Source organism: Paenibacillus sp. FSL F4-0100, assembly GCF_037993005.1.
GTDB lineage: Bacteria > Bacillota > Bacilli > Paenibacillales > Paenibacillaceae > Paenibacillus_AQ.
The window spans coordinates 1,633,027-1,651,596 of the sequence record NZ_CP150303.1; the positions used below are offsets into that span (position 1 = coordinate 1,633,027).

Consider the following 18,570-nt stretch of genomic DNA (forward strand, 5'->3'; position numbering starts at 1 on the left):
TACTTATGGAGATTGGAGGAATCAGGCAATGGACGATATGAAAATTATCGACGTCGACGTTCATAACGAGCAGGACGACAGGGCGCTGCTTCCATATTTGCAGGAGCCCTGGCGCTCCCGGGTAGCCGCATCTGGCATCGGTTATGCAGGCTCAGGGTATTACTCGCCAATCGGCGTGATGAAAAAAGACTCGATCCCTCCGGGTGGAGGCAAAGCCGGTTCCGACCCCGATTATATGATCAAGCAGCTGATCGAGGGCTATAATCTGGACTACGCCGTGTTGACGGGCGTTGTCTACAACATCTCTTCCACCCATGATCCGGATTACGCAGCCGCGATATGCTCGGCCTATAACGATTATCTGATCGCCGAGTGGCTCGGCAAACATAAAGCATTCAAAGGCGCAATGGCGGTAGCGACTCAGGACCCTTTGCTGGCGGCACGCGAGATCGACCGGATCGGCGGCCATCCGGATATCGTGGAGGTGATGATCTCCAGTGCGGCGCGTTCGCCGCTGGGTCAGCGTCATTATCACCCGATCTACGAAGCAGCGGAGCGCAAGGGTCTCCCAATCGGGATCCATCCGGGAGCGGAAGGCGGCGGGAGCTCGACGGCTCCCACCGCGGCCGGCTACCCGACCCGCTACATTGAGTGGCACACCTGCCTCTCCCAGATGTTCATGGCGCATCTGGTGAGCATGGTATGCGAGGGCGTATTCGTGAAGTACCCGAACCTGAAGGTCGTTCTGGTTGAAGGCGGAGTGGCTTGGCTGCCGGGCCTGATGTGGCGGCTGGACAAAAATTACAAGGCGCTGCGCGCAACCGTGCCCTGGCTGACGAGAATGCCGAGCGAATACATCCGGGATCATTGCTACTTATCCACGCAGCCGATTGAGGAGCCCGACAATCCGCAGCATCTCATCGATCTCTTCAACATGATCGATGCCGAGAACATGCTGCTCTACTCCAGCGACTACCCGCATTGGGACTTCGACTCGCCAAGCCATATTTTGCGGGGGCTGAAGCCGGAGGCCCGGCGGAAGATTTTTTACGAGAATGCGAAGCAGCTGTACAGATTGGATTGAGCGGATGGATGATGAACGTAGAGCCAATTTGATGAAACTAACTTGCTAGATTGAAGTTAGCTCGCATGGTCGAAACTAGCTCGCATGATCGAAGCAAGCTCGCATGATCGAAGCAAGCTTGCATGATCGAAGCTAGCTCGTATGAACGAAACCAGCCTTGAAACTGGTCAACGACGAACGTCAATAACTGGCAACTTTTTTACTGAGCAGGAGTAGGTTATGAACTCGATGATTTGGACTGCTGATAGAATACCTTAGCTAAATTGAGTCATTGGATTAATTAATATGATAGGGAGTGGCTGGGCAGATAGGGTAACTCGACAACCGGGATTAATGAATTTGACTGGAGTCAACTAAGGTACTCTGGATGAATAGCACGCGGTGAAAGACAAACTTGATTAACGAACTGGGCGCACAGGCAAGGAGGTGCATGAATGGGAGTACATTACGTGCTGGCGGAGGAGGACATACCGGAGGGCGGACACCAGGTCGTAAACATTGAGGGGCGCGAAATTGGAATTTATCGGATCAACGGCGAGTTTCATGCGATCCTCAACTACTGTCCGCATCAGGGGGCGCCGATCTGCGCAGGACTGGTCTCCGGTACGACGCTTCCTTCGGAGGTATACGACTACGAATACGGCCGGACAGGCGAGATCGTCCGCTGTCCCTGGCATGGCTGGGAGTTTGACCTGCAGACCGGCAAGTCGCTGTTCAGCGACCGCATCCGGGTTAAGAAGTATAAGGTAGAGGTACATGAGGGCAAGATCGGGGTGGTGATGGGGAGGAAGTAGGTGGGGAGTTGAAAGAGTATCATTAAGGACAGAGGGGCTCCATCCAATGTGAACAGACGTGGGGCCGTCGAGCATTGGATACTTGTTGGAGGCAGGTGACGATCAAGGCACATTCGTTGGGAGTTGGGTATAACGAGATGTCGCTAATTACATTGGTGTGGCATTGAGATATAATCGGATGTGGCAAATTACCGGGCCTGCTCCTGGTTTTGTGACCTTGCGCCACTTCTTGGGATTACTTAATGGGAAACTGCAGGTTTCATTGCCAACCATGGGCGCCCAAGGTACTTGTGTCAGCATTTAACGGACCCTAGATCCGTTATTTAAGATCACCACCCGATTATTTACAAAGTACCGGACTACAGATCCGCTATTGTGCGAATTACGGGTGCCAATACCAATAAAGACAGCAAATAAGGTCCTCTGGGTCCGCTAAAGTTACCAAAAGGGCTATTTTGGACAAAATAAGGTATTCTGTGTCCGTTAGGAAGTCTTCACGACGAATAAGAGGACTTTCGGACATATTAAATGATATAGCAATCGTATACCGTCCGGTTCACAGGTGAATTTCTACTCATTGCCCTATCAGTCTAAGCGGGGGACAGGTAAGGTGCGTGATCCGGGGCATGCTTGGATGGCTGTCGACTGAAAAAAGAGCGAGTATGGTGGGAATGAGTCCCTCACACTCGCTCTTTTAGTCATGGCGATTATCCCGAACGGGTTATAGTTGTTCTATACAATCCCCCTCACACCACCTGCGACAACACCAAGCCCCCGTAAGCAAACGCGGCCAGGATCACAAGCGCCGGGTGGATCTTGCGGATGTTCATGGCCCAGAAGGCGATGGCGGCGATGCCGAGGGATTGCAGAAGGCCGATGGAGATGACGGAGCTTTTGCCCATCTGCCAGGTCAGGGTCAGCATCATGATGGCGATGACCGGCTGAACTAACAGGGTCATGCCTTTGACGACTGGCGACGTACGGTATTTCTGCAGCAGATTCAAAAGCCAGATGAGAGCTACCGCCGAAGGAATAACCGTAGCCGCGAGGGCAAGGATCATGCCCATCCAGCCGGATACGTCGTACCCGACAAAAGCGGCGATTTTGGTGGCGATCGGCCCGGGAAGCGCATTGCCAAGGGCAAGCATGTTGGAGAACTCCGGGTCGGTCAGCCAGCCGTGATTCGTGACGATCTCCTTGTACATGAGCGGGATGGAAGCAGGACCGCCGCCATAACCGAGCACGTTGGTGACGAAAAAGCTGATCAGCAGCTGAAGCCATTCTTCCATTAGGCGGACCCCTCCTTATCCTGTCTTTGTTTTTTTAATTTGGCTACGGTTTTGAAATGTACGGTGCCGTAGGCAAGGAACAGTATAATGACAATGGCCGGGTGAATCTGGAAACTCTCCAGCAGAAGAAACGATACTGCGAAAAATCCGATCCCGGCGTAGATGCCGAGCCCCTTTACAGCCTTCTCGCCGAATTCGTAAGCCATCGTTCCCAGCATCACGGCAATGACCGGCGTAACGCCGGCAAGCATGCCTGCCACGACTTTGGAGCTGCTAAGGAACGTCACCGCGGACAACAGCGCGATCATCGCAATACAGGTCGGAAGGATATGCGCGAGAATGGCAACTATGGCGCCAAGCACCCCTTTTTCCCGGTAACCGAGATAGGCGGCCATCTTCGTGGCGATGGGACCCGGAAGCGCGTTGGCTAACGCGAGCACCTCCCCGAATTCATCGTCGCTGAGCCAGTTGTAACGAACGACGGCCTCGTGACGGATCAACGGAATAACTGAAGGACCGCCGCCGTAGCCGAGTATTCCGGTTCGGAACATGCCGAACGTTAATTCCATGTATGGATTGCTAGTTTTATCAGGCAAGGTATGAGTCCTTTCTGTTGTAAGAGTTAAAGTCGGATGCCCATTCGGCTTTTATAACGCTTGATTAAGATCTGCGTATCCACACTTGTAATGCCCGGGAGCGGGTAAAGCTTCTCATTTAAAAACATTTCCATTTCCTTATGATCGGTAAATAGTCCGTGCATATGCAGCTTACTGGGACCGGTCATATGATACAGACTTGTTACATACGGCTCGTTCTCCAATGTGTCCGCTACCTGCTGTAGATGTTTGGGTTCGACCTCTACATTGAAAAAAGCAGACACCGAAATCCCCACTTTCTCCGGATTAATGACCGCCGCGAACCGTTCAATAACGCCGTCATCGATTAGGGCGTTGACCCTGGCCTGTACGGCAACGCGGGACAACCCAATCTCCTTGGCCAAATCGGTGTACGAGATTCGCCCGTTCTTGCCGAGGATCGCAATGATTTTGCGGTCCGTATCATCAATCAGGGGAGGCCCGTTTTCACCGGAAGAATGAATATTCATGGGCTGCAGCTCCTTTGGTTTTACTTATATGTAAGAGTTAGCCGACATAATTATTACAAAACGTAATTAAAATGAAGGTTATACTTGCGATACGTTTAAATATATAAGCAATTTATAATATTTTCAATCTGATTTGCAAAGTTTGAAACTTTTTGTCCGCTTTTCAAGTCTAAGACTATGGATAGAAAAAGATAGATTTGATTTATTTGGATGTACAACCACTTTTAATCCGTTTAAACAAATCTGGGGGCATTAGGGGATCGGAAGAATAATCCGCATGCGTAGTGCTGAAAGGGATAACTGGTTAGAATCCATTATGTAATTCTATTAAATGGTTCATTTTATAGAATTACCCTTTTATATCAAATTATGATAGGATAAACGTGGTAAATGACTAGCTTCTTAGAAGTTCTTATTTGGAAAGGCGGCATCGATATGAAAAGATTATTTTGCCTCATTCTGGTTATCGTTATGATTCTCCCGGTCAGCATCGTTTCGGCAGCGGGCACGAATGAGAAAGAGACTCAGAGCAAGGTCAAGGAGACCAGGGATACAGCGGGCACAACCACTCAAGCCAAGTCGAAGAGCAAACCGATAGATCTTGTTTTTGCAGGTGACATTCTGTTGGACGGCTACGTGGGGAGTCAGATTGATAGATTCGGGAACCTATACCCATTTAAGAAGGTCGCCCCCATCTTGAAAAAAGCGGACATGGCGTTTGCCAATCTGGAGACACCGGTCTCCACTCGGGGTAAGGCTGCGGATAAAACCTTTGCTTTCCGTTCGAAGCCGGATACGCTTGAAGGCTTGGTCTATGCAGGAATCGACGGCGTAACGCTGGCTAACAACCACATTCTGGACTATGGGCAGCATGCGATGCTGGATACGATTACACATTTGAAGCGCCAGAAGATCGGGTACACGGGAGCCGGGCGCAATATTGACGAGGCCTTCCAGCCTTACGTGCAGAACATTGATGGGAAGAAAATTGCGGTCCTGGGAGTCAGCCGGGTGCTCTCGGGTAATTCTTGGATCGCGGGCAAGAACCATCCTGGCGCTGCTTCCGCGTACACAATGGAGCCGATGTTGACCCATATTAAGAAATCGGCAAAAACAAACGATTATACGATCGTGTATATCCACTGGAATGAGGAATTTGCCGACTATCCGGAAGAATATGCACGCACGATGGCGAAGAAGATGATCGATGCGGGTGCCGACATTATTATTGGTTCCCACAGCCATACGTTGATGGGCATTGAATATTACAAGAACAAACCGATTTATTATTCGCTGGGCAACTTCGTGTTTAATCGCTCGACCCGGGGCGGTGACAATACCTTGCTGTCGATGATGGTCCATTTTGAGATCCAGGGTTCCAAGATCACGAGCCGGATTACACCGGTGAAGATTATTCAAGGTCAACCGAATCTGATGGACAAGAAGTACAACAAAGACATCATCGCGAAACTGAACAAACTTTCCTATAATGCAAAAATTGATGCCAACGGCAATGTCACCAAAAAATAAAAGGAAGTTTATAAACAACTGCGGCCATAACCATAGGACGCGGTTGTTTTTTTGTGCGCTGAGGAAGACCTTCGCAAAAAATGTCAGAAACGGGTGTATGGATTTTTTCTTATTCTCAGCATTCGACAAAATCCGCACTTACTCCATCCAGCCAGAAATTCCTGCTCTATAAAATAAAATAAAGTTTTACAAAACATATTGTAATTCGAAATAAAATTTCAATATGATAAGGGAAAGAAGACGGGTTAACTCGGTCGTTGGTGGTAGCGGTGAATATGAAGCGGAAGTATACATTTTTGCAGCCCTTCAGCTAATGACGGAAATGTAACAGCCGATAGCGGCAGAGTTAACTTCGTCTTAACACAGATCGGAGGTGGAATTAACAAGCTAACGTTATACTCCCGAGTAGGTCTTTCATTCACGGACAAACATCCGGGAGGAACAAGAGTCCAAGCACAGAGAAGGAGGAATTAATGTACATGATAAAAAGCAAAAAGAGAATATCGTCGCTGCTCAGCGGAGTGATGTTTCTTTCGCTACTGCTTCCCGCAGGACAAGCTGCTGCCGACCCGGTCGCCGCTGCGTCATCGGTCATTGATATGCGGCAGATGGAGATTGGGCCAAGGGCTACATATACATGGGCGAATATGCAAAAGGGCAGTGGCGAGCAGAAGGTCCACATGGTGGAGTTTGATCCATCGCAAGGGAATCTGGAGCTTCAGCCCGGCCTCACCGATGGCAAGGTCTACGGCATGCAGGGAGTCAGCAAAATGGCATCCGATGCCGACAAGGCAGGCAACCGCGTCATCGCGGCAGTGAATGGGGATTTTTACGATATGTCCACCGGAATTCCGCTCGGATTGTTTATGGGGAGCGGGGAGTTATTAACGGATCCGCCCAGTGGCCGGAACGCCTTTGGCATTAAGCCGGACGGGACCAGCCTGTACGGCAGTCCGAAATTGACGAAAAACGTGACGATAGGCGGAGTGGTAAGCAGTCTATCATCCATCAACCGTCTCAGAGGGACGGACGCACTTGTCCTTTATACCGAAAAATTCAATGCTACAACGATGACCAATAATCTTGGCGACGAGGTCATTTTGGAGATTGTGAGCGGCAGGGTCGCCAGTGGGGAGATCTTGACGATGAAGGTGGCCTCTGTTCTTAAAGATCAGGGGAATTCGCCGATTGGCCCAGGCCAGGTGGTACTATCCGCATCGGGATCACAGCAGAGCAAGCTTGCCGGACTCCAGGCAGGGGATGAAGTAAAGGCAAGTTTTGAGCTGGACAACGAGTGGAAGGATGTCACGATGGCGATTGGCGGTACGGTGATGCTGGTGCAGGATGGCGTAGTCCAGCAGCATACCGATCCGGCCGTGCATCCAAGAACGGTGGTGGGAACCAAAGCGGACGGAACCGTTGTGCTGTTCGAGGTCGATGGTCGTCAGCCCGGCTTCAGTGAAGGGCTTAACTACATTGAGCTTGGCGAAATGCTGCAAGAGCTTGGTGTGGTAAACGCACTGAATCTGGATGGAGGCGGATCAGCTACCTTTGTTGCCCGCCTGCCGGGAGAAGCCACGCGCAAGGTGCTCAACTCGCCATCCGATGGCGGTGAACGCAAGACGGCCAACGGTATTTTGCTGGTAAACAAGGCGCCTGAAGGAGCACCGAATAAACTGGTCGTTGCACCTACACTGGAGAGAGTGCTGACGGGTTCCTCTACAACTTTCAAGGCGGCAGCCGTGGACCAGAACCTGCATCCGGCGAAAATGACGGAGGCTGCGGCATGGAGCGTTGACCCTGCTTATGGGAAGATCGACGCAAGCGGTACGTTTACGGCAGGGAATCAACCGGGTGTAACCGAAGTATCCGTACAATCCGGCAATCTGACCGGAACAGCCGCGTTGGAAGTCGTTAATGAGCTGACCGGGCTCAAGTTCACGGACGCCGTGAAGACCTTCTCTTCCGGCTCGACCGAGACGCTTAAGGTGACCGCGCTTCGAAATGGACAGGTGATTCAGGCGGATAACAGTCGTTTTGAATGGCGAACCGAAGGCGACATCGGGACGATTGACGCAAATGGAACGTTTACCGCCACGGACAAGCAGGATGTCAGCGGCAAAATCCATGTGAAATACGGAAATGTTGAAACTTCCATTGATGTGAATGTCGGTCTTCCTCCGGTGATGCTCGAGGATTTTGAGAACGGCCTTAGCCGTTATAAACCAAGTGCCGGAGCGCAGTATAAGTCGACCAAGGTATCCATTGAAACCGATGAGACCTACATTCGCTCGGGGAATGGCGCATTGAAGCTGGAGTATGATTTTACCGGGATGACAGGCACCTCCGGCGCTTATCTGCAGACGAATGGCACAGCGGACAATATCGAAATTCCTGGTTATCCGGAGAAGATCAGCATGTGGGTCTACGGGGACGGCAATGCGCACTGGCTCCGTGCCCAGATTCGTGACAGCAAGGGCGCGATCCCGCTCGATTTTACCGATCAGACGATTGGCGTTGATTTCAAGGGATGGAAGTATCTCGAAGCGTCCGTTCCCAAAGGAAGAACCCTTCCGCTGGTGATGGACATGCCTGTTCGTTATATGGAAACCCAGGCCGCGAAAAAAGACGCCGGTGCCATCTACGTGGACGAAATTCGGGCATTGTACGGCCCGGCTAATGACGATATCGAACCGCCGATCCTGAAGAAATTCTCTCCGGCTGACGGTGCGGAGATTACAGAGAACACGCCGACCATTACCGTGTATGCCGAGGATGCAGGTTATGATCCTGTCGCACACCCGGGAACCACCTTAATTGATCCGGACAAAATCCGATTCTATCTGGACGGCAGTCCGGTGCAGCACACCCTGTATCCGCCGGAAGGAAGAATCCATTACACGCCGAGCGTTCCGCTTGCCGATGGCGTTCATCAGGCGAAAGTAACCGTCCGCGATCTGTCGGGCAACCAAACGACCAAGGAATGGAACTTCACCGTAAATACGGGCGCAGCCAAGGTGGTGTACGATACGCCGGATACGATCTATGTTGGCGGCAGTTATACGCTCGATATCGGCGGAGTGAAGACCTCCCAAATTCGCGGCGGGCATGTCGATTTCCAATTCGATCCCACCAAAGTGGAGAATCTGGAGCTCATACCGGGAGACAAGCTGAGTCCAACCCAGGTTAGCGGGAACATCGACGGTACAACTGGAAAGGTGAGAGTGACCTGGAAGGACATCCATACCGCATCCCTGCAGGATACGGATTGGATCGGCCAAATCCGGTATGACGTGAAAAAGAACGCCACCGGCACCAGCATTCTATCACTCACGTCCGGGGCGGTATCCTTTGCCGATACGGGCAATACCGAATTTTCGTTCTACGGTCTTCCGATAGAATCGCAGATCGCAACGCATTATGCGCTGAGCTGGAATGAGGAAGGAACCGTACAGGGATACGAAACCGTGTTTGAAGTGATCGATGCTCAAGGTCAGCCTGTGGAAGGCGTTCAGATCATGGCTGACGCAGCGGCGGTGGGCAAAACAGATGCTGCGGGCATTCTGAAGACGGCGGCGCTAACATCCCAGGTGAAGACGTATACCGTGCAAGCCGTAAAGAATAATCAATATAGCCCGGCCTTGGAGTTTAAGGTTTCGCCGCTGGCTGGAAGTCCTACTCCATTCAACATCAGCGTGGGCATGGGCGAAGATCCGACCACGTCGCGGATGCTGAACTGGCACACGGACCCGGCGACGGATGGGACCGTCGTGGAACTGGCCAAGCGGTCCGAATTTACGGATTTCGATGCGCCGAACGTCCAGAAGTTCAATGGTGCTAGCGAGCTGTACCATACCTTGGATCTCGGCACCGTTCGTGTCCATAAAGCGACGGCAGCCGGACTTGAGCCAGGCACAGAGTATGTGTACCGTGTCGGTGATGGACAAGGCCATTACAGTGCCCAAGGCTCTTTTAGTACAACGGAGGTTAGGGGAGATACAACGAAATTTCTGTATTTTGCCGATTCCCAGGCATCTACCGCGAAGGAGTTCGAGCTGTGGGGGAATACGATCGACAAGGCGGCAGCCGAGCATCCTGACGCCGAATTTATGGTTCATGCCGGCGATATGGTCGACAAGGGATTTTTGGAGGAGCAGTGGAACTACTGGTTCGATGAAGCCCAGAAGCATTTCCTGAACACGACGTTAGTGTCTGCCATCGGCAACCATGAAGTGATGGGGAATAAGGAGAATGGAGACTTCCTGGCTCACTTTAACCAGCCGGGCAATGGCCTGGACAGCCTGAAGGGAACCAACTTCTCTTTTGACTACAAGGACGTTCATTTCATTATGCTGAACAGCGAGTATGAGTTGGAGGATCAGAAAAAGTGGCTCCAGCAGGATCTGGCTGGCAATGACAAGGAATGGACCATCGCGATGTTCCACCGCGGGCCTTACGGAAGCATCTATGATTCCGCTGAGGTACGCAGCCTGTGGGCGCCGGTGCTTGAGGAATTTGGCGTGGATCTCGTATTAAACGGACATGATCATATTTATATTCGTTCCTATCCGATGATGAACAACCAAATTGCTGCGGACGGTAAGGGCACAACCTACGTTGTGGCGGGATCGTCAGGACCTAAATTCTACTCCCACACCGAGCGAGGCTGGCATGAGGTGGTAGATGAAGAGAAGACTCAGATGTATGCTTCCGTGGAAGTGGAGGGAGACGAGCTTTATTATGTAGCCAAAACAGTTGACGGGCGCGTCGTGGATGAGTTTACGCTGGCGAAATCGGATACGAAGCCGGAGCCGCAGCGGATTGAAGTAACGCCAAACCAGCTGACGCTAGCTGTGGGCGAGAGCCAGAAATTGCTGGCTCAAGTGAAGCCGCGCAGGGCTGAACGAACCGTTGTATGGTCTGTATACAGTTCCGAACCGGCAAATGATGTCGTCACCGTATCAGCAGATGGCATCGTGACGGCTCAAGGTTTGGGCAGCGCGGTTGTAAGAGCGACCAGCACGACAGCGCTGGACGTCTATGCAGATGTGAAGATTACGGTGGACCGAATTCCGAACGGCAGCATAGAGTCGATCGCCCTAAGCGGCAAATCCGAGCTGAAGGTCGGGGACACCGATCAAACCGTCACGGAGGCGGTTTATACCGACGGCAGCCGTATCCGCTTAATCGAAGGTGTAACCTACGAGAGCAGTAAGCCAGAGATCGCCTCGATCGATGAGTTAGGCTCAGTCCGGGCATTGGCCGAAGGGGCGACCGTGATTTCGGCAACCTACGGAGGGTTCAAGTCGGAATATGATTTGAAGGTGACCACCCGGGGCGGGGGAAATCCTGATCCGGAACCGGAGCCACCGGTAGACCCTCCGGTACAGCCGCCGGTAACACCACCAGTAACGCCGCCAGTAACACCACCGGTCACCCCGCCTGTGACACCGCCGTCAGGCAGCGTCACCTTATCAGCGAGCGAGCTGGCAGCTCAGCTGTCGAACGGGCAGGTTGTAATCACGATGGATGGAAGCTTTACGGATATCACGCTGCCAGGGAATGCAGCAGACATACTTAAGGATGATTCGATCCATATTGAAGCGAAGAATGTGGCCATAACGATCCCGGCCGAAGTGCTTCGCCAGTTGGGTGGTCTTGCATATCCTGGCCAGCTTGAGAAGAGCACGATGAAACTGAGTGCCGCCGCGTTATCGGATGCTGAGATGAAGGAGCGAATCGCGCAAGCTGCCCGCGTCTCCGGGGCCAAGCTGACAGCAGTCGGAGCCATGCTAGAGTTCCAGCTTCGATTAACGACAGCGGATGGCAAATCTTACAACTTAACTGAATTCGATCATCCGATCACGCTGGAACTGCCGTTATCTAATGACACTAACGGCAAAAGAATAGCGATGTACTATTTGTCCGATAATGGTGAGTTGGAGTATATAGGCGGAGTGGAAATAGATGGCCGCATGACTTCGGAGATCCGACATTTCAGCGCCTATGGTTTACTTGATTATGAGAAAACCTTTGCCGATGTGCCATCTTCATTCTGGGCTGCAGAAGTGATTACCGACTTGGCAGCGAAGCAGCTCATCGAAGGCGTCAGCACGGAACGCTTCGCACCGGCTCAGCAAGTGACCCGGGCTGAATTTGCGGCGATGCTGGTTCGTCTGCTCGATCTTCAGGCAGAGAGCTCTGCGCCGTTTGCAGATGTAGCTTCAGGCAAATGGTACGCAGAGGCTGTGGCCGCAGCGGCCGGGTCGGGCATCGTGAATGGAATAAGCAAAGACCGTTTTGATCCGGATGCCCCGATCAAGCGTCAGGAAATGGCGGCGATGCTGGTGCGTGCTTATGCCCACGCGATGAAACTACAGCAGGAGAACATCAGCGCGGGCAGCGATTTTGCCGATCTTGCTTCATCCCCGGACTGGGTTAGGGAAGCGGTAGAAACCGCGCATGCCCTCGGATTTGTTCAGGGCCGTACACCGAGCCGCTTTGAACCGGAAGGCCTGACCACGCGTGCGGAAAGCGCACAGGTCATCTATAATCTGTTGCACAAACTGAAGTAAAGGCTAGAAGGCAAAATACCGCTCTCTTCTCCTGTAGATGATCATAGAGGAGAGAGGCGGTTTCTTTTTTTAAGACTAATCGAGGTCTGTCTTTACGGCATAAACGTCAAAAGACATTTTTCTTACAGGTTAAAGAACGGTGGAAGTTCCGATATAATGATTACATGGTCAATGGACGAATGTGAATCGAATTAATGGCTAATCTGGAAACCAGAAAGGAGGAGAGAGAATGACGGAATACGCGAATACGCCGAAGCCACCTTACTATGCCTGCATTTTTGTGTCCAAACGAACAGAAGGTGACCGGGGTTATGGGGCGATGTCCGATAAAATGGCAGAGCTCGCCGCTCAGCAGCCCGGCTATTTGGGGGTGGAGTCTGCACGGGATGAGGGGCTTGGGATCACGGTATCGTACTGGGATTCACTGGAGGCCATTCGTTTATGGAAGGAGAATGCTGCTCATCAGGTAGCCCAGGAACGGGGCAAGAACGAGTGGTATGAAAGCTTTGGCTTACGAATTTGCAAAGTGGAGAGGGACAGCTTCTACAAGCTTTAGGCAAGGCTAATCCAGGAAGATGATGAGGAGGAGTAAATGATGATACAGAATCCGGGCAAGATCAGATGGGGAATCATAGGGACAGGCTGGATTGCGGAGCAGTTTGCAGCCGATCTGGCGTATGTGGAGAACGCTCAGTTTGTGGCCGTGGGCTCTCGTACGGCAAGCAATGCAGGAGAGTTTGCGTCTAAATACGATATACCGCGGGCTTATGGCAGTTACGAGGAACTCGTGAAGGATCCCGATATTGACGTTGTTTACATAGCGACTCCGCATCCGCTGCACCGGGATCATGCCTTAATGTGTCTTCAGGCCGGCAAAGCCGTCCTGTGCGAAAAACCCTTTACGATTAACGGGGATGAACTGGAGGAATTAGTGGCAACCGCACGGGAGCAAAAGCTGTTCCTGATGGAGGCCATGTGGACGCGTTTCCTTCCCCCGATTCGGAAGGTGCGCGAATGGTTGAGCGACGGGCTTATTGGCGACGTTCGGCTGCTGAAGGCCGATTTTGGTTTTCGCAGCGGCTGGAATCCGCAGGGACGTTTGCTGAATTTGGAACTTGGCGGCGGCGCGCTGCTGGATGCGGGTATTTATCCGGTGTCGTTTGCATCCATGATTTTTGGAACCGAGCCGGAGAAGATTTGGAGTACCGCGCATATCGGTGAGACGGGCGTAGATGAGCAGTTCTCGGTGATTCTATCTTATGAATCGGGCAAGACCGCTTCGTTAAACGGGGCGATCCGGCTTGGATTGACGAATGAAGCTTATATTTATGGCACCATCGGGTATATTCACATTCCGTCCTTCTTGAATGCAACATCCGCTGCGCTTTATGTAGATGGCGAGGAACCGGTGGTTGTTACAGATGACCGGCAGGAGAAAGGGTATAGCTTCGAGGCATACGAAGTGGGGCGGTGTCTGCTGGAAGGGCGGCTGGAGAGCGACGTGATGCCGCTTGATGAGTCGCTTGCGATTATGAGGCTGCTGGATCAAATCCGAGGGCAGTGGGGACTGAAGTATCCTTCGGAAGGTTAAGCCATCTTGGCAAATAAGGGAGCAGTGCGAGAGAACCTCTCGCCCTGCTTTTTTTGTTTTTGTCATAGTTCAGATGACGTGAGCAATATCATATGTTTTCAATGTCATTATTTACATAAGTTTTACGTTGGGATGACAAGCTATTAATCTTCTCTTGTTATGCTGGAGCTGTTTGACAGTCTTGCTTCACACACATCCAACATCATAAAGGAGAGAATACATGATTACTCATCTGTACAAAAGGCTATTATCCATGCTGTTATCCATAGCGTTAGTGTTTGGATTATTTGCAGGAATCGGATCCTTATCCACTGTTGAAGCAGCAACGCAGGATCAGCCTGATATCTTACTTCAGCGCAATGCGGAGTGGAAGTATTTTGATCAGGGCCAAGATTTAACAACCGTATGGCGTTCCACCTATGATGATTCCTCATGGGAATCCGGATTCGCTCCTTTCGGTTATAAAGATAACGGAAGCAGCATAGCAACCACGGAGTTTGGTCCGCTGGGCACCATAGTAGACTATGGTACGGATAAAAAACTCAAGCACCGCACGACGTATTTCCGAACGAATCTTCAAGTCAACAAGGCCCAAATTGACAGTTACGGCCAGATTCTCGGCACGTTCGGCATTGATGACGGCGCCGTGCTCTACGTCAATGGCCATGAAGTAAGACGCATGGGCATGCCGGAAGGCGAAATCACGTACGACATGAAGGCGACCTCGAGCAAGGACCTGCCCGTTATATATGGGGACGTGGACCTGACCGAGCCGCTGAAAACATATTTGCAGGACGGCAATAACGAAATTGCGGTCGAGATCCATCAGCAGAGCGACAGCAGCTCGGATCTATATTTCGATATGGAGCTTACCGCGTTAGCGCAGGCACCGGCACTGGATATTTCCAAGGTAACGGTAACCTTCCATGGAGACGCGACCAGCGCGAAAGGCTTTACCTGGTATACGCCGCTGGGCTCTTCCCAAAGCGATGTCCAGGTTGTGGAGAATCGCGGGGCCGGGCCGGACTTCAGTCAGGCGCTAGCATTTAGCGGTCGTACTTCCGTCTCCTCGAATTCTCCGGGAGAGCATGTACATAAAGCGGAAGCGACAGGTTTAATGGCGGATACCTCCTATTATTTCAGAGTTGGGGACCAGAGCCTGAATGTGTGGAGCGAGGTGGGTACCTTTCAGACGGCACCTGTCAGCGGTGCCTTCACGTTTATCGATCTGACGGATACACAAGCGAAGGAAGAGGACGAGGCGATGCTGTCGGCAGCTACCTTGTCCAAAGCACTTGCCACTATTCCAGATGCTAAATTCGTTGTCCATAACGGAGATGTGGTGGAGAACGGCACATCGGAGCAGGAATGGAACTGGTTGCTGGGTCATTCGCAATCCAGCCTTTTGAATACAACGATTGCCCCTTCCGCAGGGAATCACGAGAATAAGAATTATGCCTTCTACGAGCATTTTAATGTGAAGCAGCCAGACAACGCTGCAACGATTACTGGCGCGTACTACTCTTATGATTACAGCAATGCGCATTTCATCGTGCTTAACTCCAATGAGAATTCGCCCGAGTACGCGAACTTCTCTGCAGAGCAAGTCGCGTGGATGAAGCAGGATGTGGAGCAAGCGAAGGCTGCCGGCGCAGACTGGATTATCGTCAATATCCATAAAGGGCCGTATACAACTTCGAACCACGCAACCGACAGTGACATCATTGGTGCGAACGGAGTAAGGAACAAAATGGCTCCTTTGATGAACGAGTTGGGAATTGATATGGTGCTGCAGGGCCATGATCACATCTATGCGCGGACAAAGCCGATCAAGAGCGACGGAACCGCCGAGGATGCCACGAAAATTACCGAGATGCTTAATGGGCAGAACATCGAATATGCAGTTAAGCCGGATGGAACCATCTACATGATTCCTGCCACCGCAGGAGCCAAGGTTTATTTCAAGAACCAGAAGCCGGAGCTGGGTGATTCATATTTCAATTTGTTTGAGCGCGCCGAAGAGAACCACGCCCGCCAGTACGGAAATACAACCAGCCTTGCCAGAGGCCAGGTTCAGAACTTTGTCGGGTTTACGATCGACGGTGGCAGGCTGACAGCTGTGACGTATGAAATCGATCAGAATCAGATGAACGGGCAGCCGTTTATCGTGGATCAGTTTGGAATCATGAAGGAGACGAAGCCGGATCCTGTTCAGGAAAAAGTGAGCAAAGTGACGGTTACGTTCCACGGCGATGCCAAAACATCCAAGGGTTTCACCTGGTATACATCCCAGCAGGTGACAGGCAGTGACCTTCAGATCGTGGAGAAGTCTGCTGTCGCTCCTGACTTTACGAATGGGATCAAGTTCCAAGGACATTCGGCTGCTTCTACTAATTCAGCAGCAGAACTTGTGCATAAAGCGGAAGCAACGAAACTCAAGCCCAATACGTCTTACGATTTCCGCGTAGGAGATGCAGCGCTTGGGGTTTGGAGTGAGACGGGAACCTTCCGGACTGCGCCGGAGAAAGGAGCGTTCACGTTCATTGATTTGGCCGATACGCAGGCGAAGGCAGAAGATGAAGCGGTGCTTTCATCCGAGACACTTGCCAAGGCGCTGGCTACCGTGCCGGAAGCGCAATTCGTTGTCCATAACGGCGATATTGTAGACAAGGGCGTCAAGGAAGAACAGTGGAATTGGCTGTTAGGTCATTCGCAGGAAAGCTTGCTCCATACGACGCTGGTGCCATCTGCGGGTAACCACGAGGATGAAAACTACGCCTTCATCGAACATTTCAATGTACAGCAGCCGGATAATTCGGCAACCGAGACTGGAGCGTACTACTCATACGATTACAGCAACGCGCATTTCGTTGTGTTGAATTCCAATGAGGACCCGGACGTGTACGATAATTTCTCTGTCGAGCAAGTGGAATGGCTCAAACAAGATGTACAGAAGGCTAAAAAAGCCGGAGCGGAGTGGGTGATCGTCAATATTCACAAAGGTCCGTACACTACTTCGAATCATGCGACGGACTCCGATATTATGGGAGCTAACGGCGTGCGGTCCAAGATTGCTCCGTTAATGGCAGAGCTCGGCATTGATTTTGTATTGCAGGGTCATGATCATATTTATGCCCGCACCAAACCGATCAAGGCTGACGGCAAAGCGGCAGAGCCGGAGAAGATTACGGAGATGCTAAACGGCGAGAAGCTGGAATACTCGGTTAATCCGGACGGTACGATCTATTTGATTCCGGCAACCGCAGGACCGAAAGTTTATTATAAGAATCCGAGTGAAAAGCTTGGGGATGCATACTACGGACTGTTTGAACGCGCGGAAGAAAACCATGCGGCCAAATACGGACCGGATCCGAGCGATAACCGGCGTCCGAAACGCAGCCAGGTACAAAATTTCGTCGGTATTACGATCGATGGCGGCAAGCTGACCGCGGTCAGCTATGAAATTGACCAGAACCTCAATGGTGCACAGCCATTTATCATTGATCAATTCGGTATCGTGAAGAAGGATGTTCAAACGCCGAATCCCGATCCAGGAACTCCAGGTCCGGGACCAGGTCCAGGAACACCGAATCCGGGGCCTGGCACATCCAATCCAGGATCAGGAAGCAACTCTGGTTCAGGCAATAATCCAGGTTCCGGTTCAGGAAGTGGCTCAGGATCAGGCTCGGAGAACGGTTCAGGTGCCGGGAATGGAACGAACCCGGGTAACGGATCGGAAACAGGTTCTCAGCCTGGAAGCAACCCCGGTACGGATTCGGGTAATGGGAATCCACCGGCGCTGAAGGATACTGCGGGTCACTGGGCCAAATCAGCCATCGATAAGGCCGTGGCAGCAGGCTTTGTCAACGGGTATGGGGACGGAACCTTCAGGCCAAATCAACAGGTGACGCGGGCTGAATTCACGGCTATGCTGGGCCGCGCGCTGCATCTGACCGAAGGCGGGACTAAGCTTACGTTCACGGACGCAGGCAAGATTCCTTCGTGGGCCAAGGATGCTGTAGCGCAAGGCGTGGCAGCAGGCATCATCAGCGGTTACAAGGATGGCTCCTTCGGTCCGCACAAGCCGCTGAACCGGGCCGAGCTGGTAGCGATGATCGTTCGTGCCAGCGGAATAAATCCGGACTCGGTAGCGAAATTGACCTTTAAAGATACGAAGGAAATTCCGAAGTGGGCTGCGCCGTATATTGCGACTGCGGTTGATGCAGGACTTGTGGGCGGTGTGGGTAACAATCGCTTCGCTCCACAGCAATTCGCAACACGGGCGGAAGCCGTGACGCTGATTATCGGACTTCTTGAACACGTGAACTGAATGAATCAGGAAGCCAATACGGGGGATTGTCCCGTGTTGGCTTCTTTTTTGCGATTGCATACGCCATGGCAGCTTAAATTCCTGCTCGAAATATAAAATTATATTTTATAAAAACTATTGAAATTTGAAATAAAATTTCAATATGATAGAGGTAGAGATGAACGCGTGTGTTCGAATCCATGCCGATCATCTACTTTTAGCGACAGAGATAGGAGGTGGGGGGCGCCGATTCGAATCGTAATCGTAATCGTATTCGGGTTCAATGAAAAGTA

Annotated in this window: 10 protein-coding genes; 7 read left to right on the plus strand and 3 right to left on the minus strand. The window is 51.7% G+C overall.

Going from position 1 to position 18,570, the window contains the following annotated elements; all coding sequences use genetic code 11:
- Positions 1–28: 28 nt before the first annotated feature.
- Both MHH48_RS07125 and MHH48_RS07130 read left to right on the plus strand, forming a co-directional pair.
- Positions 29–1,084, plus strand: coding sequence for an amidohydrolase family protein (locus tag MHH48_RS07125; RefSeq protein ID WP_076322909.1), 1,056 nt, complete (start codon positions 29–31; stop codon positions 1,082–1,084).
- 434 nt (positions 1,085–1,518) lie between these two features.
- Entirely contained in the window at positions 1,519–1,878 is a 360-nt protein-coding gene (locus MHH48_RS07130; protein WP_076322910.1) for a Rieske (2Fe-2S) protein, read from the plus strand.
- 746 nt (positions 1,879–2,624) lie between these two features.
- Here MHH48_RS07130 and MHH48_RS07135 read toward each other — a convergent pair.
- Genes MHH48_RS07135 through MHH48_RS07145 form a run of 3 tightly spaced genes read right to left on the minus strand, consistent with a single transcriptional unit; the run spans position 2,625 to position 4,272 of the window.
- Positions 2,625–3,167 (minus strand): chromate transporter, encoded by a 543-nt coding sequence (locus tag MHH48_RS07135; RefSeq protein WP_076322911.1) that lies wholly within the window; start codon positions 3,165–3,167, stop codon positions 2,625–2,627.
- Positions 3,167–3,736, minus strand: a complete 570-nt coding sequence (locus MHH48_RS07140) for a chromate transporter (RefSeq protein WP_076323163.1) — start codon at positions 3,734–3,736, stop codon at positions 3,167–3,169. The genes MHH48_RS07135 and MHH48_RS07140 overlap by 1 nt, the downstream gene beginning before the upstream one ends.
- Positions 3,737–3,789: 53 nt before the next feature.
- Positions 3,790–4,272, minus strand: a complete 483-nt coding sequence (locus MHH48_RS07145; RefSeq protein ID WP_076322912.1) for an Lrp/AsnC family transcriptional regulator — start codon at positions 4,270–4,272, stop codon at positions 3,790–3,792.
- Positions 4,273–4,707: 435 nt separating this feature from the next.
- On the opposite strand from MHH48_RS07145, the gene MHH48_RS07150 reads away from it, so the two are divergent.
- From MHH48_RS07150 to MHH48_RS07170, 5 genes are all read left to right on the plus strand, one after another.
- The gene (locus MHH48_RS07150; protein ID WP_076323164.1) at positions 4,708–5,802 is read left to right on the plus strand and encodes a CapA family protein; all 1,095 of its coding nucleotides are present in this window, start codon (positions 4,708–4,710) and stop codon (positions 5,800–5,802) included.
- A 473-nt stretch (positions 5,803–6,275) separates the two neighbouring features.
- On the plus strand, positions 6,276–12,377 hold the full coding sequence (locus MHH48_RS07155) for a phosphodiester glycosidase family protein (RefSeq protein WP_179090636.1): 6,102 nt from the start codon (positions 6,276–6,278) through the stop codon (positions 12,375–12,377).
- Positions 12,378–12,606: 229 nt separating this feature from the next.
- Positions 12,607–12,933 (plus strand): antibiotic biosynthesis monooxygenase, encoded by a 327-nt coding sequence (locus tag MHH48_RS07160; RefSeq protein ID WP_006208549.1) that lies wholly within the window; start codon positions 12,607–12,609, stop codon positions 12,931–12,933.
- Positions 12,934–12,972: 39 nt separating this feature from the next.
- Positions 12,973–13,968: a Gfo/Idh/MocA family oxidoreductase gene (locus tag MHH48_RS07165; protein WP_076322913.1), complete on the plus strand. Its 996-nt coding sequence runs from the start codon at positions 12,973–12,975 to the stop codon at positions 13,966–13,968.
- A gap of 220 nt (positions 13,969–14,188) precedes the next feature.
- Positions 14,189–18,298 carry an S-layer homology domain-containing protein gene (locus tag MHH48_RS07170; RefSeq protein ID WP_076322914.1) on the plus strand — a complete coding sequence of 1,370 codons (4,110 nt, stop codon included), beginning with the start codon at positions 14,189–14,191 and terminating at the stop codon, positions 18,296–18,298.
- Positions 18,299–18,570: the final 272 nt, after the last annotated feature.